At 56.6% G+C, this 22,435-nt stretch carries 18 protein-coding genes; 7 read left to right on the top strand and 11 right to left on the bottom strand.

All coding sequences use genetic code 11. From position 1 onward, the window contains the following. Window positions 1-4: 4 nt before the first annotated feature. The 5 genes from parE to nudF form a co-directional block, all read right to left on the bottom strand. Entirely contained in the window at window positions 5-1,900 is a 1,896-nt protein-coding gene (gene parE / locus ACN0VL_RS08735) for a DNA topoisomerase IV subunit B (protein WP_417616480.1), read from the bottom strand. 202 nt (window positions 1,901-2,102) lie between these two features. Further along, window positions 2,103-2,672, bottom strand: coding sequence for a YqiA/YcfP family alpha/beta fold hydrolase (locus ACN0VL_RS08730; protein ID WP_417616478.1), 570 nt, complete (start codon window positions 2,670-2,672; stop codon window positions 2,103-2,105). Between the two features lies 1 nt (window position 2,673). After that, window positions 2,674-3,471 (bottom strand): 3',5'-cyclic-AMP phosphodiesterase, encoded by a 798-nt coding sequence (gene cpdA / locus ACN0VL_RS08725; protein ID WP_417616529.1) that lies wholly within the window; start codon window positions 3,469-3,471, stop codon window positions 2,674-2,676. Window positions 3,472-3,530: 59 nt separating this feature from the next. Further along, on the bottom strand, window positions 3,531-4,007 hold the full coding sequence (locus tag ACN0VL_RS08720) for a DUF1249 domain-containing protein (protein ID WP_417616477.1): 477 nt from the start codon (window positions 4,005-4,007) through the stop codon (window positions 3,531-3,533). 126 nt (window positions 4,008-4,133) lie between these two features. Continuing rightward, a complete protein-coding gene (gene nudF, locus ACN0VL_RS08715) occupies window positions 4,134-4,751 on the bottom strand; it encodes an ADP-ribose diphosphatase (RefSeq protein ID WP_417616475.1) in 618 nt (205 codons plus the stop codon). Window positions 4,752-4,964: 213 nt separating this feature from the next. On the opposite strand from nudF, the gene tolC reads away from it, so the two are divergent. Both tolC and ACN0VL_RS08705 read left to right on the top strand, forming a co-directional pair. After that, entirely contained in the window at window positions 4,965-6,269 is a 1,305-nt protein-coding gene (gene tolC, locus ACN0VL_RS08710; RefSeq protein ID WP_417616473.1) for an outer membrane channel protein TolC, read from the top strand. 502 nt (window positions 6,270-6,771) lie between these two features. Further along, window positions 6,772-8,475, top strand: coding sequence for a SulP family inorganic anion transporter (locus tag ACN0VL_RS08705; protein ID WP_417616471.1), 1,704 nt, complete (start codon window positions 6,772-6,774; stop codon window positions 8,473-8,475). Window positions 8,476-8,653: 178 nt separating this feature from the next. Here ACN0VL_RS08705 and ACN0VL_RS08700 read toward each other — a convergent pair whose 3' ends face one another. Genes ACN0VL_RS08700 through ACN0VL_RS08685 form a run of 4 tightly spaced genes read right to left on the bottom strand, consistent with a single transcriptional unit; the run spans window position 8,654 to window position 12,645 of the window. Further along, the gene (locus tag ACN0VL_RS08700) at window positions 8,654-9,685 is read right to left on the bottom strand and encodes an AbrB family transcriptional regulator (protein WP_417616469.1); all 1,032 of its coding nucleotides are present in this window, start codon (window positions 9,683-9,685) and stop codon (window positions 8,654-8,656) included. Beyond that, the gene (locus ACN0VL_RS08695) at window positions 9,682-11,205 is read right to left on the bottom strand and encodes a tripartite tricarboxylate transporter permease (RefSeq protein WP_417616467.1); all 1,524 of its coding nucleotides are present in this window, start codon (window positions 11,203-11,205) and stop codon (window positions 9,682-9,684) included. The genes ACN0VL_RS08700 and ACN0VL_RS08695 overlap by 4 nt, the downstream gene beginning before the upstream one ends. 4 nt (window positions 11,206-11,209) lie before the next feature. Further along, window positions 11,210-11,644: a tripartite tricarboxylate transporter TctB family protein gene (locus tag ACN0VL_RS08690; RefSeq protein ID WP_417616465.1), complete on the bottom strand. Its 435-nt coding sequence runs from the start codon at window positions 11,642-11,644 to the stop codon at window positions 11,210-11,212. A gap of 11 nt (window positions 11,645-11,655) precedes the next feature. Further along, window positions 11,656-12,645: a Bug family tripartite tricarboxylate transporter substrate binding protein gene (locus ACN0VL_RS08685; RefSeq protein ID WP_417616463.1), complete on the bottom strand. Its 990-nt coding sequence runs from the start codon at window positions 12,643-12,645 to the stop codon at window positions 11,656-11,658. Window positions 12,646-12,769: 124 nt separating this feature from the next. Here ACN0VL_RS08685 and ACN0VL_RS08680 point away from each other — a divergent pair, with 124 nt between their 5' ends. Genes ACN0VL_RS08680 through ACN0VL_RS08670 form a run of 3 tightly spaced genes read left to right on the top strand, consistent with a single transcriptional unit; the run spans window position 12,770 to window position 15,908 of the window. Next, entirely contained in the window at window positions 12,770-13,441 is a 672-nt protein-coding gene (locus tag ACN0VL_RS08680) for a response regulator transcription factor (protein ID WP_417616462.1), read from the top strand. Beyond that, window positions 13,438-14,847 carry a sensor histidine kinase gene (locus ACN0VL_RS08675; protein WP_417616460.1) on the top strand — a complete coding sequence of 470 codons (1,410 nt, stop codon included), beginning with the start codon at window positions 13,438-13,440 and terminating at the stop codon, window positions 14,845-14,847. Before ACN0VL_RS08680 ends, ACN0VL_RS08675 begins: the two co-directional genes overlap by 4 nt. After that, window positions 14,844-15,908, top strand: a complete 1,065-nt coding sequence (locus ACN0VL_RS08670; protein ID WP_417616458.1) for an ABC transporter substrate-binding protein — start codon at window positions 14,844-14,846, stop codon at window positions 15,906-15,908. Before ACN0VL_RS08675 ends, ACN0VL_RS08670 begins: the two co-directional genes overlap by 4 nt. Before the next feature lie 84 nt (window positions 15,909-15,992). Here ACN0VL_RS08670 and hldE read toward each other — a convergent pair whose 3' ends face one another. Next, on the bottom strand, window positions 15,993-17,420 hold the full coding sequence (gene hldE / locus ACN0VL_RS08665) for a bifunctional D-glycero-beta-D-manno-heptose-7-phosphate kinase/D-glycero-beta-D-manno-heptose 1-phosphate adenylyltransferase HldE (RefSeq protein WP_417616457.1): 1,428 nt from the start codon (window positions 17,418-17,420) through the stop codon (window positions 15,993-15,995). 231 nt (window positions 17,421-17,651) lie between these two features. Between hldE and lpxL the strand changes: the two genes are divergently transcribed. Further along, window positions 17,652-18,575, top strand: a complete 924-nt coding sequence (lpxL, locus tag ACN0VL_RS08660) for an LpxL/LpxP family Kdo(2)-lipid IV(A) lauroyl/palmitoleoyl acyltransferase (protein WP_417616455.1) — start codon at window positions 17,652-17,654, stop codon at window positions 18,573-18,575. A 150-nt stretch (window positions 18,576-18,725) separates the two neighbouring features. Here the strand turns inward: lpxL and glnE are convergent, their stop codons facing one another. Next, window positions 18,726-21,584: a bifunctional [glutamate--ammonia ligase]-adenylyl-L-tyrosine phosphorylase/[glutamate--ammonia-ligase] adenylyltransferase gene (glnE, locus tag ACN0VL_RS08655; RefSeq protein WP_417616453.1), complete on the bottom strand. Its 2,859-nt coding sequence runs from the start codon at window positions 21,582-21,584 to the stop codon at window positions 18,726-18,728. A gap of 437 nt (window positions 21,585-22,021) precedes the next feature. Here glnE and ACN0VL_RS08650 point away from each other — a divergent pair, with 437 nt between their 5' ends. Beyond that, window positions 22,022-22,435 carry a YjfI family protein gene (locus ACN0VL_RS08650; protein WP_417616451.1) on the top strand — a complete coding sequence of 138 codons (414 nt, stop codon included), beginning with the start codon at window positions 22,022-22,024 and terminating at the stop codon, window positions 22,433-22,435.

Raw genomic sequence — 22,435 nt, 5'->3', positions numbered from 1 at the left:
GTCCTCAGGCCAGGGGATCGACCAGGTTACCCTTGGCTTCCAGCCATTCACGACGATCGCCGGAGCGCTTTTTGGCCAGCAGCATATCCATCAGTTTGGTGGTGCTCTCCATGTCATCCACCGTCAGCTGCACCAGTCGACGGGTGTTGGGATCCAGGGTGGTTTCACGCAACTGCTTGGGGTTCATTTCACCCAGTCCCTTAAAGCGAGTCACCTGTACTTTGCCCCGTTTCTTTTCGGCTTTAATCCGCTCCAGCACGCCGTCGCGCTCGTCTTCATCCAGGGCGTAATACACCTCTTTGCCCAAATCGATGCGATACAAGGGCGGCATGGCCACATAGACATGGCCTTGTTCGACCAGGAAGCGGAAGTGGCGGACAAACAGGGCGCACAGCAGGGTGGCAATATGCAGACCATCCGAGTCCGCATCCGCCAGTATGCATATCTTGCCGTAGCGTAAATCGCTCAGGTCGGTCGAGTCCGGATCCAGGCCGATGGCCACCGAAATATCGTGGACTTCCTGCGACGCCAGTACCTGGCCCGGCTCCACTTCCCAGGTGTTCAGGATCTTGCCGCGTAGCGGCATGATCGCCTGAAACTCACGATCCCGCGCCTGTTTGGCACTGCCGCCGGCGGAATCACCTTCAACCAGAAACAGCTCGCCACGCATGGGATCCGAGCAGGCACAATCGGTGAGTTTGCCCGGCAGGGCCGGCCCCTGGGTGACCTTTTTGCGCACCACCTTTTTTGCCTGACGCAAGCGGCGCTGGGCACTGCTGATACAGAGCTCGGCAATTTGCTCGGCCAGATCGGTATGCTGGTTGAGCCACAGGCTGAATGCATCCTTAACCACACCCGAGACAAAGGCCGAACATTGGCGCGACGACAGCCGCTCTTTGGTTTGCCCGGCAAACTGCGGGTCTTGCATTTTTACCGACAGAATATAGGCACAGCGCTCCCAGATATCGTCCGGCGTGAGCTTGACGCCACGGGGCAGCAGGTTTCTGAATTCACAAAACTCCCGCATGGCATCCAGCAGCCCCTGGCGCAAACCATTCACGTGGGTGCCGCCCTGGGGGGTCGGGATCAGGTTGACGTAGCTCTCGCCCAGTCCTTCGCCACCCTCGGGCAGCCAGGTCAGGGCCCACTCCACTGCCGAATGTTCCGCGCTGAAGTTGCCCACAAAGGGTTGCTCTGGCAGGCAGGTATAATCCTTGACCGACTCCAGCAGGTAATCCTGCAGGCCGTCCTGATAGCACCACTCCTGGGTTTCGTCGTTGACCTTGTCAACGAAGTGAATACTGAGACCCGGGCACAGTACCGCCTTGGCTTTTAGCAGGTGCTTGAGGCGGGTAACGGAAAACTTGGCCGAATCGAAATAGCTGGCATCGGGCCAGAAATGGACGCGGGTACCGGTATTACGCTGGCCACAGGTGCCGGTGACAGTCAGCTCGTTCACCTTGTTGCCGTGCTCGAAGGCCATCTCGTAGACCTGGCCGCCGCGACGGATAGTGACGTCCAGTCGTGAACTCAAGGCACTGACCACCGAAATACCGACGCCATGCAGGCCGCCAGAGTACTGGTAGTTTTTATTGGAGAACTTGCCCCCCGCATGCAGCTTGCAGAAAATCAGCTCAACGCCCGAAATGCCTTCTTCCGGATGAATGTCGACCGGCATGCCGCGACCGTTGTCGATCACTTCCAGTGACTGGTCGGCATGCAGTATCACTTCAATCTTGCTGGCGTGGCCGGCGAGTGCCTCATCAACGCTGTTGTCGATGACCTCCTGGCCGAGGTGATTAGGGCGAGTAGTATCGGTATACATGCCGGGACGACGACGCACCGGCTCCAGGCCATTGAGTACCTCAATGGCATCAGCAGTATATTGACTCGATGTCATATTGACCCTAAATAATCAGAATTCGTGATCTGCATCTTACTACCTACCGCTAGTGGCTGTCAGCTTTAAGCGCGGTGAGGGGCAAGGCGTGAAGGACGAACAGGAAGAAACCACACCGGCGTCTGACACCCTGTGCCTAACCGCTCACTGCGCCAGTCCCTGTGCACACCTCACGCTTCACGCCTGACCCATCACGGTATTTCTACAGCTGCAGAAAGCGGATGATTTGTGCGCAGTAATGATTGAAGCCGACAAAGGAGTGATCGCCGCCTTTTTGAATGCAGACTCGGGCGAAGCGGTAATAGTCGAGGGCTTCGCGATAGTCCAGCACTTCATCGTCTTGCTGTTGCAACAGCCAGATGCGCTCCATGCAGCCGGGAGCATCCAGACGCAGCGTGCTCAGCTCCTGCATATGCTGTTCGCCAAGCTGGTATCGCTCATCGGTATACGGATTAAGCTGCTCGCCCAGATAATCCTGCAGCAAAATATGCGGATTGACCGCGGGGTTGATGACCACGGCGCGCACGCCATACTGCTCGGCTACCCGGGTGGCAAAAAAGCCGCCCAGGGAGCTGCCGGCCACGCCAAATGGCCCGCTGATCTGGTCACAAATCGCCTGTATCTGTGCCCAGGCTGCGGCCGGCGTGGTAGCCAGTTGCGGACAGATAAAATCAATGTCCGGCCGTTTTTGTTGCAGATATTGCAGCATCTGCTGCGCTTTAATGGATTTTGGCGACGAATTAAAGCCATGCAAATACAGAAGGGTAGACATCTTAATATCCGGTGGCACTAAAGTCGGGTTCGAAACTATGAGGTGGCAATCGCCACACCTGGGTGCTCAAGCGGCCATCGGGGTACAGCGAAATGGCACGCCAGCCTGGCGCCATGCTGTCGAGGGCAAAGTCGTCAGACAGGGGCTTGAACTGAATACAGGTGGCGGGGCTGGCCAGATAACGAACGCCCTGGTGGCGTTGATCAAATCCCTGATGCACATGGCCGCACAGCACCACTTTTGAGGCCTGGTGCCGGGCAAGCAGTGCCTGCATGGCCCCGGCATTGCGCAGGTTATGCTGATCCAGCCAGGCACAGCCCACGGGTATTGCCTGATGATGCACCGCCAGCAGCAGATGGTGCCGAGGGTATTGCTCAATGGCTTGCTCAAGCAAGGATAGTTGCGCCGCTGACAACTCGCCGTGGGTTTGCTCTGCAAGCTGGGTATCCAGCAGCAATATTTGCCACTGGCCACAGAGCAGATGCTTGGCGTTGCTGATGCCGGCCCGATCCAGCTCGGCCTGCATTAAAGCCGCATCGTCATGGTTGCCCGGCAACCAGAATACCGGCGGTGCCAGCCGACTCATTAGCTCACCGAAATGACGATAAGAATCAGGGGTATGATCTTGTGATAAATCACCGGTTGCCAAAATCAGATCATGAGGCGGCGCCTGCGCCAGCTGCTCATTTTCGATGATGGCGTCCACCACCGCTCGTCCGCTGTGCCAGGGGGCAATCCCCAGAAAGTCGGCGTCTTTGTCGGCAAAAAGGTGGGTATCGGTAATTTGCAACAGCTCCACCACGCCGTCGGGGCGGTGTGGTGTGATATCAATGGTATCTAACTGAAGACGAGTTTGATTCAAATCTGTTTGACCGTACTAAATCCGTGTTGTAGGCAACATTTCAGCCATTCGGCCAGAAAGAGGTTTACCTGCTCTTTTTCATTGCGATGATGCATCTTGGCATTAGGGTAATGATAACTCGAACGCAGGGTTAATGTCTGCTGGCTGGCACACACTTCGGCCATTCTTACGTCATGATAAAGCCTGACGGTAATCTTCATTCGCATAAAGGAAGGCAAGCGTGGCGTGCATTGCTCGATGGACACATGCCAGGTGTAAGGCGCGGTCTCCAGCACCTTCAATACAAACAACACCTGTTCGCTAATGCCAACCGACACGCTCTCACCCACCATGGCTCCTGATGGCAACAACCTCATCAAGGACATGTAGTTCACATCACAGGTGCGCTGCAGCGACTTTAAATCGGGTACGTGTTTGCGGGCGCTCACCTTGGCTGTCAAATTTATCTCCTTGCCAGCAACCTCGGCTGACATCAGTTTATCCGCCTTTATAATCACCAAAGGCGGTGGACTAGCGCTACTACCCCTATTACACCAGTTTTTTATCCGTTCGGCCAAGTATTACACAGCACAGTACCGAGGGAGCTGGCCCGGTTGGCGTTATGCTCCCTGGCCGTTCGTTCGCTGCAGCGCCAGCCACTGCAGCGCTATGATACTACTGGCGTTGTCTATCTTGCCTTCGGCCAGCCACTGCATGGCCTGCTCTCGAGGCACGCGATGCACGCGAATATCTTCACCCTCGCTGGCCAATCCCGCATGAAGCACCGCCTCGCTGGCATCCACCTCGCCCACGAACAGGGTGATGCGCTCGCCACAGCCACCCGGGCTCGGGAAATAGCTCATTACCCGGGTCAGAGTATTCAGCGTGAGGCCGGCTTCTTCCTGGGCCTCGCGCCGTACCACTTCTTCTTCCGACTCCCCCTCTTCCACTATGCCGGCCACCACTTCCAGCAGCCAGGGGCTGGCTTCACTATACACAGCCCCTACCCTGAACTGCTCGATCAAGATAACTTCATCCCGCACCGGGTCGTAAGGCAACACGGCCGCCGCATGGCCACGGTCGAACAACTCTCGCGTGATCTCCTGGCTCCAGCCACCGGCAAAGAGTTTGTGTTGTAATCGTAGCCGCAGCAGCCGAAAAAAACCTTGATAGCCGACCTCTTCCGCCAGCAGTTTGACGTCCTGATGCCCAAACTGGGCGGGTTTGTTTATACTCATTTCGACTCCTTTCTTGACTTTTAACCGGTAAATTTTAGACTAGCGCTAAAAGTGAATGAACGTTCATTCATGGGTAACTCTGCATTAAAAAGGGATTGTTTTATACAATGTCCAACCAGAATAGTGATGTTACTCTTACACTTAACCAACCATTCCCGGCTGCCAGCCCCCAGCACGGCGATCCTTGCTCATCTGTTATGTAAGGCAAAACCAATGAAAAAAACGCTGTTATCGTCCCTAATATTGCTTTGCGCGGCAGGCTCGGTCCAGGCCGAAGATTTGCTTGATATCTACCAGCAGGCGACCAGTAATGACCCGCAGGTGCGCCAGGCCAAGGCCGTGCGTGATGCCGCCTTCGAGAAAGTGAACGAATCTCGCGCCCCGTTATTGCCACAGATTAATTTAGGCGCCGATGCCAACTACATACAAAGTAGCCGCAGCGACCGTAATACGGCCAGTGCCAACCTGCAACTGGGTCAGGCCTTGTATCGCAAGTCGGCCTGGGTCAACCTCGACATCACCGAAAAGCAGGCCACTCAGGCCGATGTGATCTACAACCAGGTCCAACAAAATTTGATTTTGCGCGCCACTCAGGCTTATTTTAACGTCTTGAGTGCTGAGGATGCCTTAAGCTTTGTGCAGGCCAACAAGGAAGCGGTGAGCCGCCAGCTCGACCAAACCAAACAGCGGTTTGAAGTGGGCTTAAGCGCCATGACAGACGTGCACGAAGCACAGGCGCAATATGATCAGGCATTAGCCGAAGAAATCAGCGCCGAAAACGCGGTAAACAATGCCAAGGAAGCGTTGCGCGAGCTCACCAACATGAGCTATACCCAGCTCAACAAACTCAATACCGACTCCTTTAGCCCGCAAAAATCGGTGATTGCCGCCGATAAGTGGCTGGAAATCGCCCTCGAGCAAAACCTGGAGCTACATCAGCAGCGGATTGCCAAAGACATTGCCAACGAACAAATTGGCCTGGCTCAATCCGGTCATCACCCCACCCTGGACCTCAATGCTGGTGTAAGCAGCAACTACACGGATATCAGAGGCAATACCGGCGTTAGTACTCAGGATGGCACCGTGAACGAAGGCCTGGTGGGATTATCTTTCAATCTGCCGATTTATAGTGGCGGTGCCACCACCTCTCAGGTGAAGCAGGCCCAGTTCGGCTATGTGGCCGCCAGCGAGCAGCTGGAGCGCAGCTTTCGTGCGGTGCAAAGCCAGGTGTACTCCTCTTATAACGACGTGAGCGCGGCAGCCGGCTCGGTACGTGCCTTCGAGCAATTTGTTATTTCGGCACAAAGTGCCCTGGATGCCACCGAAGCCGGTTATGAAGTGGGAACCCGCACCATAGTCGATGTGCTTGATGCCACGCGCCAGCTTTATAACGCCAAACAAAACCTGTCTACCGCTCGCTACAACTACATTATCAGCCAGTTGCAGCTCAGACAGGCGGCCGGTAATTTAACCATGCAAGATCTGGTCGACATTAATAACGGCCTGATGAGAAAGTAAGGCGAATACAGGCCGCAAGCAATCAGACATCGGCACCGTTCTTGTCGATGGAACTGGCCTTTATCATGACGGCTTCAGGGTAGTTAAGCGTCAGCTTGACTGCCTTGTTCTGTTTGCGCCTAATACCAAACTGAGTAAGTAACTGGTCTATTTGGCTGCTCAGTAAGGCCGAACGAAGGGTCTACTCCACCGACACGCTGCAAGCACTTCCCTGTGGCGCTCAAGCACATGACATCCTTGTCATGTGATGGTCGGTGGAGTAGATCCCTTCATCCGCCCCAAGCTGCGGAGTTACCTGTAGGTGCTATCTACAGACAACTCAGTGCTTGTGGAGAGGCAACAGAGTTCGGCTCCCACGACCGTGAAATGACAGGGATGTCATTTCCCGAGCCCCCAGGGATGGGTTTATGGCGTGTCGTGGGAGTTGACTCTGTTTCCTCTGGTACTCAGCTTTAAAATAGATCATGTTTTTACTTAGATTGGTATAACCCAAGGGATGTCGATGATCTCACGCTATTTGCCCCTTACAAGCTGGCTCGGTGTCTATAACAGGCACACTCTGGCCAGTGACATGATAGCGGCCGTTATCGTCACTATCATGCTGATCCCCCAATCGCTGGCCTATGCCATGCTGGCAGGCTTGCCTCCCGAGATCGGCCTTTATGCCAGTATCTTGCCCTTGCTGGCATATACCCTGTTTGGCAGCAGCCGCACGCTGTCGGTGGGGCCGGTGGCGGTCATTTCGTTGATGACGGCCGCCGCCGTGGGCAGGCTGGGGCTGACAAACACCAGCGAATATATTGCAGCGGCCGTGGTACTGGCCTTGCTGTCTGGCATTATCCTGCTGCTGATGGGCATCTTTAAACTGGGCCTGCTGGCCAACTTTTTAAGTCACCCGGTTATTTCCGGCTTTATTACCGCATCCGGCCTATTGATTGCTGCCAGTCAGCTGCAGCATTTACTGGGCATCAGCGCCAGCGGCCACAATCTGCTGGATATGCTGCTGGCACTGGCTAGTAACCTGCAGCACACCAATCTTTTCACCCTGAGCATAGGTGGTGGTGCCCTGCTGTTTCTGTTCTGGTCGCGAAAGGGGCTAACCCCCTTGTTGACTCGCTGTGGGCTGGCAGCCCATATCGCGACTCTGGTGTCTAAAACCGCCCCCATACTGGCGGTGATCACGACCATTGCGGTGGTGTGGGCCGGCGACCTGACCGAATCCGGGGTGCGAGTGGTCGGCATCATTCCTGCCGGTTTGCCCGGTTTTGCCCTGCCCTCCTTCAATAGTGAGCTGTGGCAGCAATTGCTGGTGTCAGCCGGGTTCATCAGCCTGGTGGGCTTTGTGGAGTCGGTGTCGGTGGCGCAAACCCTGGCGGCCAAACGGCGCCAGCGCATCGAGCCCAATCAGGAGCTGATTGGCCTGGGGGCGGCCAATATAGGCTCGGCACTGGCTGGCGGCTTTCCGGTGACCGGTGGCTTTTCACGCTCCGTGGTCAACTTTGATGCCGGTGCCCAAACACCGGCGGCGGGGGCTTTCACGGCGCTGGGCATCGCCCTTGCCGCCCTGTTTCTTACGCCATTAATGTATTACCTGCCTCAGGCGACCCTGGCCGCCACCATCATAGTGGCGGTGTTATCCTTGATTGATCTGGGAGCGCTCAAGCGCACCTGGCAGTATTCTCGCAGTGATTTTTCCGCCATGCTGGCCACCATACTGCTCACCCTGATCCAGGGAGTAGAATTGGGCATTATTGCCGGCGTCAGCCTGTCTTTGCTGCTGTTTTTATATCGCACCAGCAAGCCGCACAGTGCCGTGGTGGGCCGGGTACCGAACAGTGAACACTTTCGCAATATCGACCGTCATCAGGTAGAAACCAGCTCAAAGCTGATGACCTTGCGCATCGATGAAAGTCTGTATTTTGCCAATGCTCGCCACCTGGAAGACCGCATTTACGCCCTCATAGTACAGCAGCCTCAAATCAAGCATTTCGTGTTGATGTGCCCGGCGGTCAATCTGATTGATGCCTCGGCACTGGAGAGCCTGGAAGCCATTAACCACCGGCTGCACGACAGCGGGGTGACCTTTCACTTGTCGGAAGTAAAAGGCCCGGTCATGGACCGCCTGAAACAGAGTGACTTTCTGGAACAACTAACCGGCCAGGTATTCCTGAGCCAGTTTGACGCCTGGCAGGCATTGGGTAAGTAAACGTGAAGGAGAAGGGTGAAGGAGAAGGGTGAAGGAGAAGGGTGAAGGAGAAGAGTGAAGGGTGAAGTGAAGGATGAATCTTCCGTGTATTCCGTGGCAAAGAAGTCGTTGGCCTTTTAAGCAAACTGGCCACAGCATCCACATCCGCTACTGCTTAGGAATGAAAAAAGGGAAGGCGTTACGCCTTCCCTTTTTCGTTCGCTATTTTTTCACCGGCTCCGGCTCGTCGCATCAGCCAACCGGCACATAATCCGAGCAGCAAGATACGCAACACATGATGGAAGATAACCCAGGAGGGCTCCAACCCCGTCACCAAGGCCAGATAAATCATCGCTTCTACCGCACCGGGGGCATAGGCCAGCCACACCTGAAAGACCGGCAATTGTAACCACCAGGCCACCAATGCCGCCCAGCCGAGGGCAATCACCGAGCTCGACAGGCTGATCAGCAAGCCAACCAGCAGCAGCTGGCCCATCTCTTTAGCCGGCAAGGGCTTTAACCTGCTGCCTACCAAGGCACCCAGCAGTATCATGCTCACCGGAATAAGGCCCGTCACCGGCACGGCCGACACGCCAGTCCAGGCCGCATAACCTGCAGATACGGCCACCCCGGCCAGAATATAACTGGCAGGGATCCTTAACCGTTCCGCCCCCTTGCCCACCACCCAGGCCACCAACACTAACAAGGCGGTCGTGACCAAAGACAACTCCTGGCTGGCCGGCGCTGCCAGGGTGGGCACCCACTCCAGCAACATAATGACGCTCACCAAAGCCACCAGGGCAATGACCCGCACCGTTTGCGACAGTATCACCCGTATCGGGTTATCCAGCTGGGTAGCCAGTGCCGCCATGATCGACAAGGCACCTGGCGACGCCCCCATCACCGCTTCTTGGGACGACCATCCCAAACGCCGCAACACATACTGCCCCAGCGGGATTTGGGTAGCCAAACACAATAACAGCCCGGTCACGCTAAACAGTAACGAGCCGGGCCCGGGGAAATCAAACTCCAGACGCAGGCCGACGGCCACACCTAAACAGGCCTGAATCGGCGCCAGCAAACGTTTGGGCAAACGCACATCTAATCCGAGCATGGCAGCCAGGGCCACAACCAGCATGGCCCCCAGCAGCCAGTCCGATGGAAAGCCGGCGCTATGAGCCAGCCAACCACCGGCCGCACCCAAGATACAGGTGCGCAGCCAAATCATCATGCCTGTCCTGCTTCACTCTGCAAAAAGGCGGCACGGCGGCGTTTGCGCCAGCCCATTAACAACGGCAGCACCAGCACCAGTACGCTGAACACCCACAGGCTGAGAGTCACGCCATTGTTAAACAGGATGCTCCAGTCACCGGCACTGATCGACAAGGCGCGGCGCAAGTTGTCTTCCAGCACTCCACCCAACACCAGACCAAGAATCACCGGTGCCAGTGAGAAGTCCAGTTTGCGCAAGATAAAGCCAAACACGCCGAGCAAAATCATGAAGAACAGGTCGAAGCTGGCACCGTGAATCGAGTAGATACCCACGAAGGTCAACATCACGATCACCGGCACCAGATAGGCCTGGCGTACGCTCAGCATGCGCACGAAAATACCCACCAGCGGCAAGTTCATGACCAACAAGGCAATGTTGCCCAAAAACATGGAGGCAATCAGACCCCAGGCAATATCGGGCTGCTGACTGAACAGCAAGGGACCCGGCGTTACATCAAACAGCAAGAGCGCGCCCAGCAGAATGGCTGTGGTGCCCGAACCCGGGATCCCTAAGGTCAGCATGGGCACCATGGACCCCACCGCCGCCGAGTTATTGGCCGCTTCCGGTGACGCCAGGCCCCGTATATCGCCCTGGCCAAACTCGTTATTCTCGCCAGCCATGCGCTTTTCGGTGCCATAGGCCACGGCACTGGCCACGGAGGCGCCTGTGCCTGGCAATACGCCAATCACAAAGCCAACCAGGGTAGAGCGCAGCACAACCCAGCGCACCGCCACCAGATCGGCAACCTTGACGAACGACTTGCCTACCTTGTCTATTTTGCTGCTACCACCATAGTGATGTTCGACCAACAACAAGATTTCGCTGATGGCAAACATGCCGATGACCACCACCAAAAAGTCGACGCCATCGAACAGGCTGGTTAAACCAAAGGTAAAGCGTAATACACCGGTTCCCGAGTCTACGCCCACGGTCGCCAGCACCAGACCAATGACGGTGCCCACCACGGTTTTTATCGGTCGAGAGCCGACCATGGAGGCCAGGCAACACAGTGCAAATACCATTAATGCCACAAACTCTGACGGGCCAAAGGTCACCGCCACCCGCGTGAGCACAGGGGCAAAAATAACCAGCAAGATCAGGGCGCCCATGGAGCCTGCGAAAGAGGAAACCGCCGACAACGCCAGCGCTCGACCGCCCTCGCCCCGTTTGGCCATGGGATAACCGTCGAGAGTGGTCATGATGGCCCCTGCATCACCGGGTACGTTAAGCAAGATACTGGAAATTCGACCACCGTATTCGGCGCCATAATAGACACCCGCCAGCAAAATGATGGCGGAGGCCGGCTCCAGGCCCATGGAATAGGCCAAGGGTAATAAAATGGCGATGCCATTAATCGGCCCTATGCCCGGCAGTGCTCCCATCAGGGTGCCAAAAAAACAGCCTGCCAGTACCAGCGCCAAATTCATTGGCGTCAAGGCAACGGCAAACCCCATGGCTAAACTAGTCAACACATCCATACCATCAACCTCCAAACAGGGTGCCGGCCGGCACGTTCAGCTCCAGCACCACACTCAGCAGCACATAACCCACGGCGCCAAGCGCCACCGAGTACAACACGGCTTTACCCAAGGCCAGGCCAAAAAGCCGAGCAAATACGGTACCCACCAGACAGGTAGATAGAATGAAACCCAGAATTTCGAAACTCCAGGCATACGCCACCAAACCCAAGACCACCAGCAGGTGGCGGACAAAGATGCTGCGTCCGTACTCGCCCTTGAAGCGGCTGGGTTTGATGACCAGCCACGCCGAGCAGGCAAACAGCAATACCGCCAGGATCAAAGGTATCGCCTTGGGCCCAACAGGTTCATATTGAAAAGGCACTTCAAGCTGCCAGGCGGCGGCCCCCAGGGCCACCGCTGCCAACATCAAGACCAGTGAAAAAAGACGATCGGCCATGATGTCATTCCTTATTTAAGTAGACCCATTTCACGAGATAATTCCTGAAACTTCCCAACTTCAGCCTTGATATAGGCTTCAAACTCGTCGCCAGACATGGATAACGGGAACAAACCCTGGTTGTTACGCACCTCGGTAAAGGCATCGGTCTGATACAGGTCGTTAAACTGCTTCACCCAGTACTGATAGGCTTCGTCGGACGCTTCTGGTGCCATGTAGAAACCACGCATGATCGGCCATTCAACATCGAAGCCCTGCTCTGTCGCGGTCGGAATTTCGGCATAGTCACCATCCAGACGCTCCGGCGCCAACACCGCCAACACCCGAACTATTCCTGCATCCAGCTGCCCCTTGATTTCGGACATGTCACCAGGATAAACCTGAATATGGTTACCCAGCACGGCCGCCATGGCATCGCCACCGCCTTCGTAGGCCACATAACGCATGCTGCGTGGATCCAGTCCCAGCTGACGATAGAAGAACGCCGCCTTCATCCAGTCCTGGCTGCCCACAGTGCCACCCGCGCCCACGACCTGCTTGCCCGGGTTGGCCTGAATATCGGCAGCCAGCTCGGCCAGGTTATTCCAGGGCGCGTCGGCCTTGACGATAATAGCGCCGTAGTCGGTACCAATGGCGCCTAACCAGCGTGCATCATCCACGTCCAGATTCTTGCCAAACTTGCTGAGTGCCAGGTTAAGAGACGATCCCGAGCTGAACGCCACCACCGCATTGTCATCGGTACGTCGATTGCTGTTCATGTGGGTATAAGCGACCGCTCCTACACCACCGGGCATAAAGGTCACTCGCATAGGTTGATCCAGCAGGCCGGATTTCTCCAGACTGGACGTTAAAATACGGCAGGTAAGATCGAAACCGCCGCCCGGTTTGGCCGGTGCGATACATTCCGGTTTTTTGGGGGTAAAATCGGCATGGGCTGCGCCGGTGCCCATCAAGAGTAAACCGGCACCCAGAACAGCATGAACCAGAGGGGGTAATTTCATCTCGTTATCTCCTTGAGGTGATTCCATCTATTACTTGTTTCATCAGGAAACAAGTTGTTAACATCTGACATGTTACCCCCCTAAGCTGTCACCAAGCTGTCATGGCGAAACTGAGGATAAAATCGTGCGTATTCTTGTGATAGAGGACACCACAGTGCTGGGTGAAGCCATCGCCAATCGGCTACAGAAACTGGGCCATGGCACAGATTTAATTGGCAATGGCCGCCAGGCCGTCGACTGGCTACGCAATCAGGCAGTCGATTTGATTATTCTGGATCTCAACCTGCCCGGCCTTAGCGGCGAAGGGGTGCTGGCAGAGTTGCGCCAGCGCAAAACCGACACGCCAGTATTGATTCTTACCGCCCGGGATCAAATTGACGATCGCATCAAACTGCTGGATCTGGGAGCTGACGATTATCTCACCAAGCCCTTCGACTTTGGTGAGCTCGAAGCCCGGGTGCGCGCCCTGTTACGGCGCCAGCAGGGCTATGCCTCCAACATCAGTGAGCACGGCAATCTCGTTTTTAATCGAGATGCCAAAACGGTCACCATCGATCAATTACCCTGCCCTCTGGTTAATCGCGAATTCAGGCTGCTGGAAATTTTCCTGAGTGGATTAGAGCGGGTGATGAGCAAGGAAGAGTTGACCGAAAAGCTGTTTAACGCCGATGAAACTCCGTCGGCCAATACCATAGAGCTGTATGTGGCGCGGCTGCGCAAAAAGCTGAGCGGCAGCTCATTACAGATACAGACGCTGCGCGGTCTGGGCTATGTGGCACGGGTCGTCGATTCGTGAGTGGGCAGCCTGGCCACCATCCCCCCCTGCGCCGACGGCTGCTGTTACTCAGTACCGTGGTCCTCATCGGCCTGAGCCTGCTGGCCACCGGACTGATGGTGTCTTACAGCAAAAAAACCGCCGACCGCAGTTACGACATCATGCTCAACAGCGCCATACTGCAACTGGCCAATGCGGTGCGCCACGGTGAGCAAGGCTTTATTGTCGATATACCTGTGTCCGCTTTTGCCACCCTGGCCCAGGCTCCCCAGGATCGTGTTTTTTATCGCATCAGTATCAACGGCAACTTCTTGACCGGCTACCGATCTTTACCCTCGCCACCGCCGAAAACGCCGGCACAACGGCCACTGACCCAGCAACAGCCTGACTTCTTTGATGCTCACTTTTCCGGTGAGCCGGTACGGGTGGCGCGCTTGACCCGCCTGAATACCGAACGGCAGCCCTTCGATGAAATTCAAATCGAGCTGGCACAAACCCGTCTCGCTCGTGAGCAGCTCAGCGATGAGATTTTGTACCCGGCACTGGAGCTTATTCTGGGGCTGTTATTCAGCGCCCTGCTGCTATTGTGGCTGGGTATCTATTATGCCCTGCGTCCTTTTACCCTGATTGCCCGCGCTCTGGCCAGACGTCGCCCACGAGATCTGACCCCGCTGTCGTTACCGGTCCCCAAAGAAACGCTGCCGCTGCTGCACACCATCAATCACTTTATCGCGCGCCAACAGCAAATGCTGGAGCGCATGGAGTCCACCACCTCGGTGACCGCCCATCAGTTGCGTACGCCCCTCGCCAGCCTGCGCGCCTTGAGCGAAAATGCCCGGGACGAGCCAGATACAGAGAAAAGACAGCGACTGCTGGCCGGGCTGATTGAACAATGCGATCAACTGTCGTTGACGGTAAATCATCTATTGAATCAGGCCATGCTGGATCATCGTTTTCACAGCCAGGAACTGCTCCCGCTAGAGCTGAACGCCACCGCTAGAAAGGTATGTCTGGCGCTGGCGGTACCGGCGTTGCAACGGCAGGTCGAGCTTTCTTTCGAGCCGGCCGCCTCGCCCTTGTGGATCCAGGGAGACGAGATAGCGATCACCCAGATGCTGAACAACCTTATCGATAATGCCGTTGCCCATGCGCCCGCCCACACCCGGGTAGACATAATACTGCGCACCTCGCCGGCACCGGCCATACTCATTCGCGACTCCGGCCCTGGCATTCCCCTTGGCGAGCGAGAAAAGGTATTCGCCCGCTTCTATCGGGGCAGCCAGCATCGCTATTTGGGGTCGGGCCTGGGCATGGCCATAGCACGAGATGTAGCCGAACATCACGGCGCCCACATTCATCTGCATGACAATGAGCCTGGCGGGCTGGAAGTCGAAATCCGTTTTAACACTGACAGGAGCGCCCCATGAATCGGCTTCGTTTAGGCTTGCTGTGGCTATCGCTATTATTAACCGCAACCACACAAGCGACGGAGGAGTTTTTAAAACCCGCCGCCGCCCCCATGCAGCAGCAACTGGTTATTTACAGCGCCACCGACTACCGCCACCTGCAACCGCTGCTCCGTCACTTTCAGCAGCAACATCCCCAATTAGGCATCCGTTTTGTGGATCTCAATTCACAAGAGTTATACGAGCGCTTTTTACAGGAATCCCCCCACTCACCGGCGGACCTGTTGCTGAGTTCGGCCATGGATTTACAGCTTAAACTGGTCAACGACGGTTTTGCTCGCCCCTATCGCTCGGCCCAAACCTTGTCTTTACCCAGCCAGGTACACTGGCGACACGAGCTGTTCGCCTTTACCTTCGAGCCGATACTGACCGTTTTCAACCGAGAGCAGCTTGGCCCTCACCCGCTGCCGCACAGTCGCCAGCAACTGCTCACCCTGTTGCGACAAGATCCCAACCGTTTTGCCAATCACATTATTACCTATGATATTGCGGCCAGCGGCGTGGGGTATTTGCTGGCCAGTCAAGACAGCCAGCAGGGGCTGATGTATGGCCGGCTGCTGGAAGCCTTCGGCAGCCTTAAGGTGCAGATTGATGACAGCAGTAACGATATGCTGGATCGTCTTGCCAAAGGTGAGGCGGCCATCGGTTATAACCTGCTGGGCTCTTATGTGGCCTCGGTGTTACCAGGTTACCCCCAGCTGGCGGCCATGGCGCCCGACGACTATACCCTGATGCTGATGCGGCTGGCTCTGATCCCCAAAACCGCAGCTCATGCCACTCTGGCCGGCGAGTTCATCGACTTGATGCTGTCGGATCAGGGCCAGGCATTACTGGCACAAGGCGGCCTGCACCCGGTGCTGGAACCCGACTCAGGACAACTACGCCCCGCCATTCAGGCTCAAGGCCCGGTCACGCTGATCCCGCTGACGCCCGCGCTACTGCCGCCCCAGGACCCCTTGGTCAAACAACATTTTATTGATGCCTGGTCCAACTCCATTCTCACTGTGCCAGAGCCAGAATAGTGAAGGGAAAGAAAAAGCCCACAACAGACGGCGTCTGTTGTGGGCTTGTTTTCAGGCTGTTTGCTTAGCGCTGACCGTTGTTTTTTATCCGCGAGTACGAATAGCCTGAATGATGGCCGTGGTAGAGCAGCCTTCTTCGAAGTTCAGTACCTTAACCTCGCCACCGTTGGCGGTGACCTCTTCGAAGCCGGCTATTTCTTCCGGCTTGTAATCGCCGCCTTTCACCAGTACATCGGGCAGGGTTTCGGCAATCAGGCGCTGCGGCGTGTCTTCGGCAAAGGGGACCACCCAGTCTACCGCGCCCAGGCCGGCCAATACCGCCATGCGTCTGTCTACGGTATTCACCGGCCGGCCGTCGCCTTTAAGCGCCCGTACCGAGGCATCGGTATTCACCGCCACTATCAGGCGATCACCCAGTTGACGGGCGTGACTGAGGTAAGACACATGACCGGCGTGCAAAATATCGAAACAACCGTTGGTCATCACGATTTTTTCGCCGCGACGACGGGCCGCATCCATCACGTATTTCAACTGCTGCTCGCTCACCACCCCCATGCCGGACTCGGGCGAACCATACAGCACATTGGCCAGTTCGATGGCGGACACAGTGGACGTTCCCAGCTTGCCAACCACTATGCTGGCGGCCACGTTGGCCAGGGCACAGGCTTCATCCAGCGGCAAGCCGGCGGCCAGGCTGGTGGCCAGGGTCGCGATGACGGTATCGCCGGCACCGGTCACGTCGAACACTTCATGGGCCTGAGCGGGCAGATGCAGCTCGTCACCATCCGCATGGATCAGGGTCATGCCGTGCTCGGAGCGAGTGACCAGCAGCGCCTTGAACTCGAATTTATTGATCAGCTCACGGCCACGGGCGACCAGCTCCTGCTCGTCTTTCACCTTGCCCACCACGGCTTCAAACTCACTCATGTTGGGGGTGAGCAGGGTGGCACCGCGATACTTTTCAAAGTCGGTGCCTTTCGGGTCGACCAGCACAGGCACACCCGCCTGATTGGCGGCCTGGATCAGGGTTTGTACCTGGGTAAGCGCCCCCTTGGCATAATCCGATAACACCACTACCCCAGCCTGGCTTAATGCCGCCCGGGTTTTCTCGGTCAGCGGCGCGGCATCGTCGGGGGCGAAGCTGTCTTCAAAGTCCAGGCGCAGCAGTTGCTGATTACGGCTCATTACCCGCAACTTGGTAATGGTAGGGTGAGTCGATAAGCGTACAAAGTCGCACTCCACGCCGACGCCCTGCATTTTATCCTGCAGCGCGGTAGCCGCCTCATCGTTACCGGTCAGGCCCAGCAAGCGCCCCTTGCCACCCAGGGCCGCCACGTTCAGTGCCACGTTAGCCGCGCCGCCCGGCCGTTCTTCATTGTGCTCGACCTTGACCACAGGTACCGGTGCCTCGGGTGAGATACGCCCAGTGGGGCCGGACCAGTAACGATCCAGCATCACATCTCCTACCACCAACACCTTGGCACTATCGAATTCCGGTAACTTGATCTTCATGGTTCCGACTCTTTTGAACAGGGGAAAGTCGAAATATTATCACAATCGATGGTAAAAACACGGGTCTGGGTGAGGAGTGAAGCGTGAGGGGTGAGGAATAACATCCAGATCTGTCGATTCTGTGTTTTAACCACTCACGCCTGACACCTCACTCTTCACGGTTTTTGTATTGGTGGTCATTCGCGGCCAAGTTAATTAGAATTCCGACACTAATTGATCATGGCGACTGTTATGCAAGACTCTCGGATTCCCCCTTTTACCCTGGCGCTATTACATCCACGCTATGCATTCAACTGGCTGGGACTTGGCCTGCTGTGGCTATTGGTGACCCTGCTGCCCTGGCGCCTGCAAATGGCATTGGGCCGCGGTTTGGGCCGGCTGTCCATGCGCCTGCTCAAGTCCCGCGTTAACATCGCACGCCGTAATCTGGAGCTGGCACTGCCCGAGCAGAGCGAAAGGGAGCGGGAACACACCCTGAAAGCCAATTTCGAGAGCGTAGGCTGCGCCATCTTTGAAACCGGCATGGCCTGGTTCTGGCCACACTGGCGCATGCGCGCCATTACCCGCATGGAAGGCACCGAGCACGTGGATGCCGCCGTGGCCAAGGGCCAGGGCATGCTGTTGCTCTCGGCACACTTTTTAACGCTGGAGCTTAACGCGCGCCAGTTTGGCCTGTATAGGCCCGGCGTCGGTGTCTATCGCCCCAATACCAATGCGGTGCTGGAATATGCACAGGTACAGGGCCGCTGCCGCTCCAACAAGTATCTGGTGGACCGGCTCAACATCAAGGGTATGCTCAAGGCGCTGCGCCAGGGTGATGCCCTCTGGTATGCACCGGATCACGACTACGGCCGTCATGCCAGCGTATTTGTCCCCTTCTTTGCCGTCGAGCAGGCCGCCACCATTACCGGTACCGCCACCCTGGCGCGGGTGAAAAAAACCGTGACCCTGCCCTGTTTTACGCTGCGTGAAAAAGACGGCTACCGTTTGTTGATCCAGCCGCCCATCGCGAACTTCCCGGTCGGTGACGACGTGACAGACGCCATCACCAGCAACCAGGTCATTGAAGCCGCCATCCGCCTGGCCCCCGAGCAATACATGTGGCTGCACCGCCGCTTCAAGACCACCCCCGAAGGGGTGCCTTACCGGTATTAATATCCGTAAGGAGTGAAGGGTGAGGTGTAAGGTGTAAGGTGTAAGGTGTAAGGTGTAAGGTGTGAGGTGTGAGGTGTGAGGTGTGAGGTGAACAACCCTTCTGGCAGGTTCGGGGCTGGTTTGTTCTCCTCACGCCTCACCTCTACCCCTTCACGGGGTTTGCAGCCATTTATTCCAGCTGGCGATCACCCAGTCTCTTTCCTGAACCAGCTCGGTATCCGGTACCCGGCCGGGTTGATCCAGCAGGCTTAACCTGTGGCCCCGGTTTCTGATGGCGCAATACGCGACTTTTAACTGTTGGGCTTCCTCTTCCTCAAGCAAGCCAACCTCTACTGCGGCTTCCAGAATGCGAATATTGTCCGACCAGCGGATCAGCGCATCCGGGTACTCATCTCCGTAGGCCAGCACCAGGTACTGGGTTAAAAATTCGATATCGGCCAGGCCGCCCACCGACTGCTTGAGATGGAACTCTCCGGCACCGGCCTTGAGCATATGCTGGCGCATCTTCTCGCGCATCCTGACCACCTCTTCGGCCAGTGCCACCTTGTCGCGCCGCTTGCCCAGTACCTCACGACGCACCCGCTCAAACTCCCGATGCAAGGTGCTGTTACCGACGATCAGGCGGCTGCGTACCAGCGCCTGATGCTCCCAGGTCCAGGCCTCATTTTGCAGGTAGTTCTGGTAGGCATCCAGGGGGCTCACCATCAGGCCCGAATTGCCGCTGGGCCGCAGGCGCATGTCCAACTCATAGAGCACGCCACTGGCGGTGCGGGTGCTGAACAAATGAATGATGCGTTGCGCCAAACGCAGATAAAACTGCCTTACATCCAGTGGTTTATCACCATTGGTCTGGCCTTTCAGCCCCGCCTCGTGCACAAATACCAAGTCCAGATCCGAGCTGTAGGCCAGCTCTATGCCCCCCAGTTTGCCATAGGCCACTACGCCAAACCCGCGGTGCGGGCTGTCTGCCAGCATGGCGGGCACGCCGTGTCGCGCGCTGATCTGCGTCCAGGCCTGGTTGACGACTTCCTCGACGATGGCTTCTGCCAGCCAGGTCAGGTGATCGCTGACCTTCATCAGGGGCAAGGCGCCGGCAATGTCCGCGGCGGCAATGCGCAGCAGATGCACCTGCTTGAACTGACGCAGCGCCTCCATTTGCTGCTCGACATCGTCTTCCGGCACCCGCAGCAAGAACTGCCGCAATTCATCCCGGTATTCTTCGAGGGGAATGGGGTTGTACAACACCTGCGGCACCAGCAGTTCATCCAGCAAAATCGGGTAACGCGCCAATTGCTCCGCCACCAGCGAACTGGCTTCACACAGCCGGATCAGCTGGGTGAGTGCGCCGGCGTTTTCTACCAGTAACTGCAAGTAAGCGGTACGGGTCGCGATTTTAAGCAGCAGATTTTGCAGGCGGGCAAACAGCAGGCCCGGCGTCTCGGACTGATTAATCTTGTCGAGCAACACCGGCATCAATTTGTCCAGCGCCTGCCTGCCCTGAGGCCCCATTGCCCGGCGCGGACATTCCTCTTTAAAGTGATACAGGGTACGAGCCAGGCGGGTGGCTTTTTCTTCGTTAATGCCCTGCTCTTGCAACAAGGGAATCAATTCCGATTCATCCAGGTCGGTTTGCCAGAGATCGAACCAGATTTGTGGCGCGCCTTCTTCTTCCGCCTCGGTATTGTCACCAATCAGGCCATCAAATTGCAGACGAACCTGCTCCATGGCCTGGCGTAGCGCCTGGTAAAAATCATCCCAGTTTGAATGTCCCATCAGCCAGGCGAGCCGGCTGCGATTCAGCTCGTCAGTAGGCAGCGTTTGCGTTTGCTGATCATCAAACGCTTGTAAGAAGTTCTCGACCCGACGTAAGAAACGATAACTTTGATGCAATTGTTCGGCTTCGGCCGCCGTCAGCGCCCCGGACTCGCACGCTGCAGCCAGCGCGCTCGGCAAATGCCGCACCTGCAACGCCGGCTCTCGGCCACCGCGGATCAGCTGAAATACCTGGGCAATAAACTCAATTTCACGGATCCCGCCGGCACCCAGCTTGATGTTATCGTGCAGGCCCTTGCGACGCACTTCGGCGGCAATCATCGCCTTCATCTGGCGCAGGGAGTCGATCACGCCAAAATCGATATAGCGGCGAAACACGAAGGGTTTGAGCATGGCCTGCAGCTCGCGGTTGTAGGTCCCCTCGTCGTTAATCACCCGCGCCTTGACCATGGCATAACGCTCCCAGGTGCGGCCATGGTGCTGGTAGTAATCCTCCATGGCGGCAAAGCTGACCGCCAACGGTCCCGACTCGCCAAACGGGCGCAGCCGCATATCCACCCGATACACCTGGCCGTCGGCGGTCGTCTGATGCAGCGCATTCACCAGTTTTTGCCCCAAACGGATAAAAAACTGCTGGTTGGCCAGCTCGCGGCGCCCTCCCCGCGTAACGCCGTTATGGGGAAAGGTAAAAATAAGATCGATATCGGAAGAAAAATTCAGCTCGTGGCCACCCAGTTTGCCCATACCCAAAATCAGCATGGGCACCCCATTGCCCTCGGCATCGGTGGGGGTACCCAAAGTGCTGCATTGATGCTGATACAGCCAGTGATAGGCCGCCATTATCAAGGCATCGGCCAGCGCCGAGATATGCACAAAGCTTTCTTCCACCTCGGCGCCCAGCAGCATCTCGCGCCAGGCAATCAGCAACAGCTCACGCCGACGAAAGCGGCGCAGCGTGCGCAGCAAGGCCGCTTCATCCGTGACGCCGGACAACTGTTGCGCCAGGGCAGAGGAATAACCGGCGGCCCGGTCGCTGTTATGCAAGTCCCGGGTATCGTCCAGTTCCAGCGCCAGCTCGGGTTGCCGGCACAGGCTGTCGGCCGCAAAGTCGCTGCAGGCAAATAACGCATGCAGCCGGGCACGCCGCGACTCGTCAAGCTGTGCCACCACCTCGGCGGCACGCTCGGCAAAACGGGACCAGTGCTTGTCGGCTTGGTTCACAAGCAGGGGGGGCATCTCGACCATCTCTTTATCCTTTTACGTCTGCAGGCATCTCACTGCAGATTATCATTGTTGTCGCCCTTGCACAGCGCACCCTGATCCCGATAAGGCATTTTCACCCGGGCTTGCGCCGAGGCCCAAGGCTGCTTTAGTCTGTCCTAGGGTCTGTTGACCTTTCGCGGTTAAATTTTGTTCGAGTTAAACGCGTTTTTATCGCGGCGAGCGGGTTGTAGCCTAGTCGCTCTAAGCAAGACCCCGCTCAACAAAGAGAAAAACGCGTTTAGCCGAACCCGAAGGGCAGCGTTTGTGGCGCCTTTCTACGGTGTTAGCGCTTATTTATGGAGAATAACTACATGGCATAAGCGCTGCCTTGTATAAAGACACCACAAACTGCTGCAAAAATCATCTCGAAAGGTCAACAGACCCTAGTCTTATTATGTCAGGATATATTGATGGATCTTTCAGTTATCGCCCTTCACCTCGAACGGCGTGATACACCGTCGAGCACGGGGTTTCGTTTTCAGTGTTTTCCCATCTCGGGCGATGTAGAGGTACTTAAAGTCGCCGTAGAAGGCCGGGAAGAGCTGCCGTTATTTATTTCGGCCTCCGATGATCAATTACTGTGCATCAGCTATTTGTGGGACGAAAGTCAGGTTGATCCTCAGCGTCGTCTCGCCATGCTGGAAGCCATGCTCGACATGAACATTCCCATGCCGCTGTCGGCCTTTGCCCGCCTTGATGACTGGTATGTGGTGTTCGGCGCCCTGTCGCTTAATTCCAGCCTGCACGATATTGAACACGAATTGGCGGTGTTGAGCGATAACTGCCTGGAAGTCATCGAAGATATGGCAGAGTTTTTATTATGA

This window comes from Oceanisphaera sp. (assembly GCF_048268965.1).
In the GTDB taxonomy this organism is placed as follows: domain Bacteria; phylum Pseudomonadota; class Gammaproteobacteria; order Enterobacterales; family Aeromonadaceae; genus Oceanimonas.
Note: the sequence above shows the minus strand (reverse complement) of the source record. Positions and strands in the feature narration are given on the sequence as shown.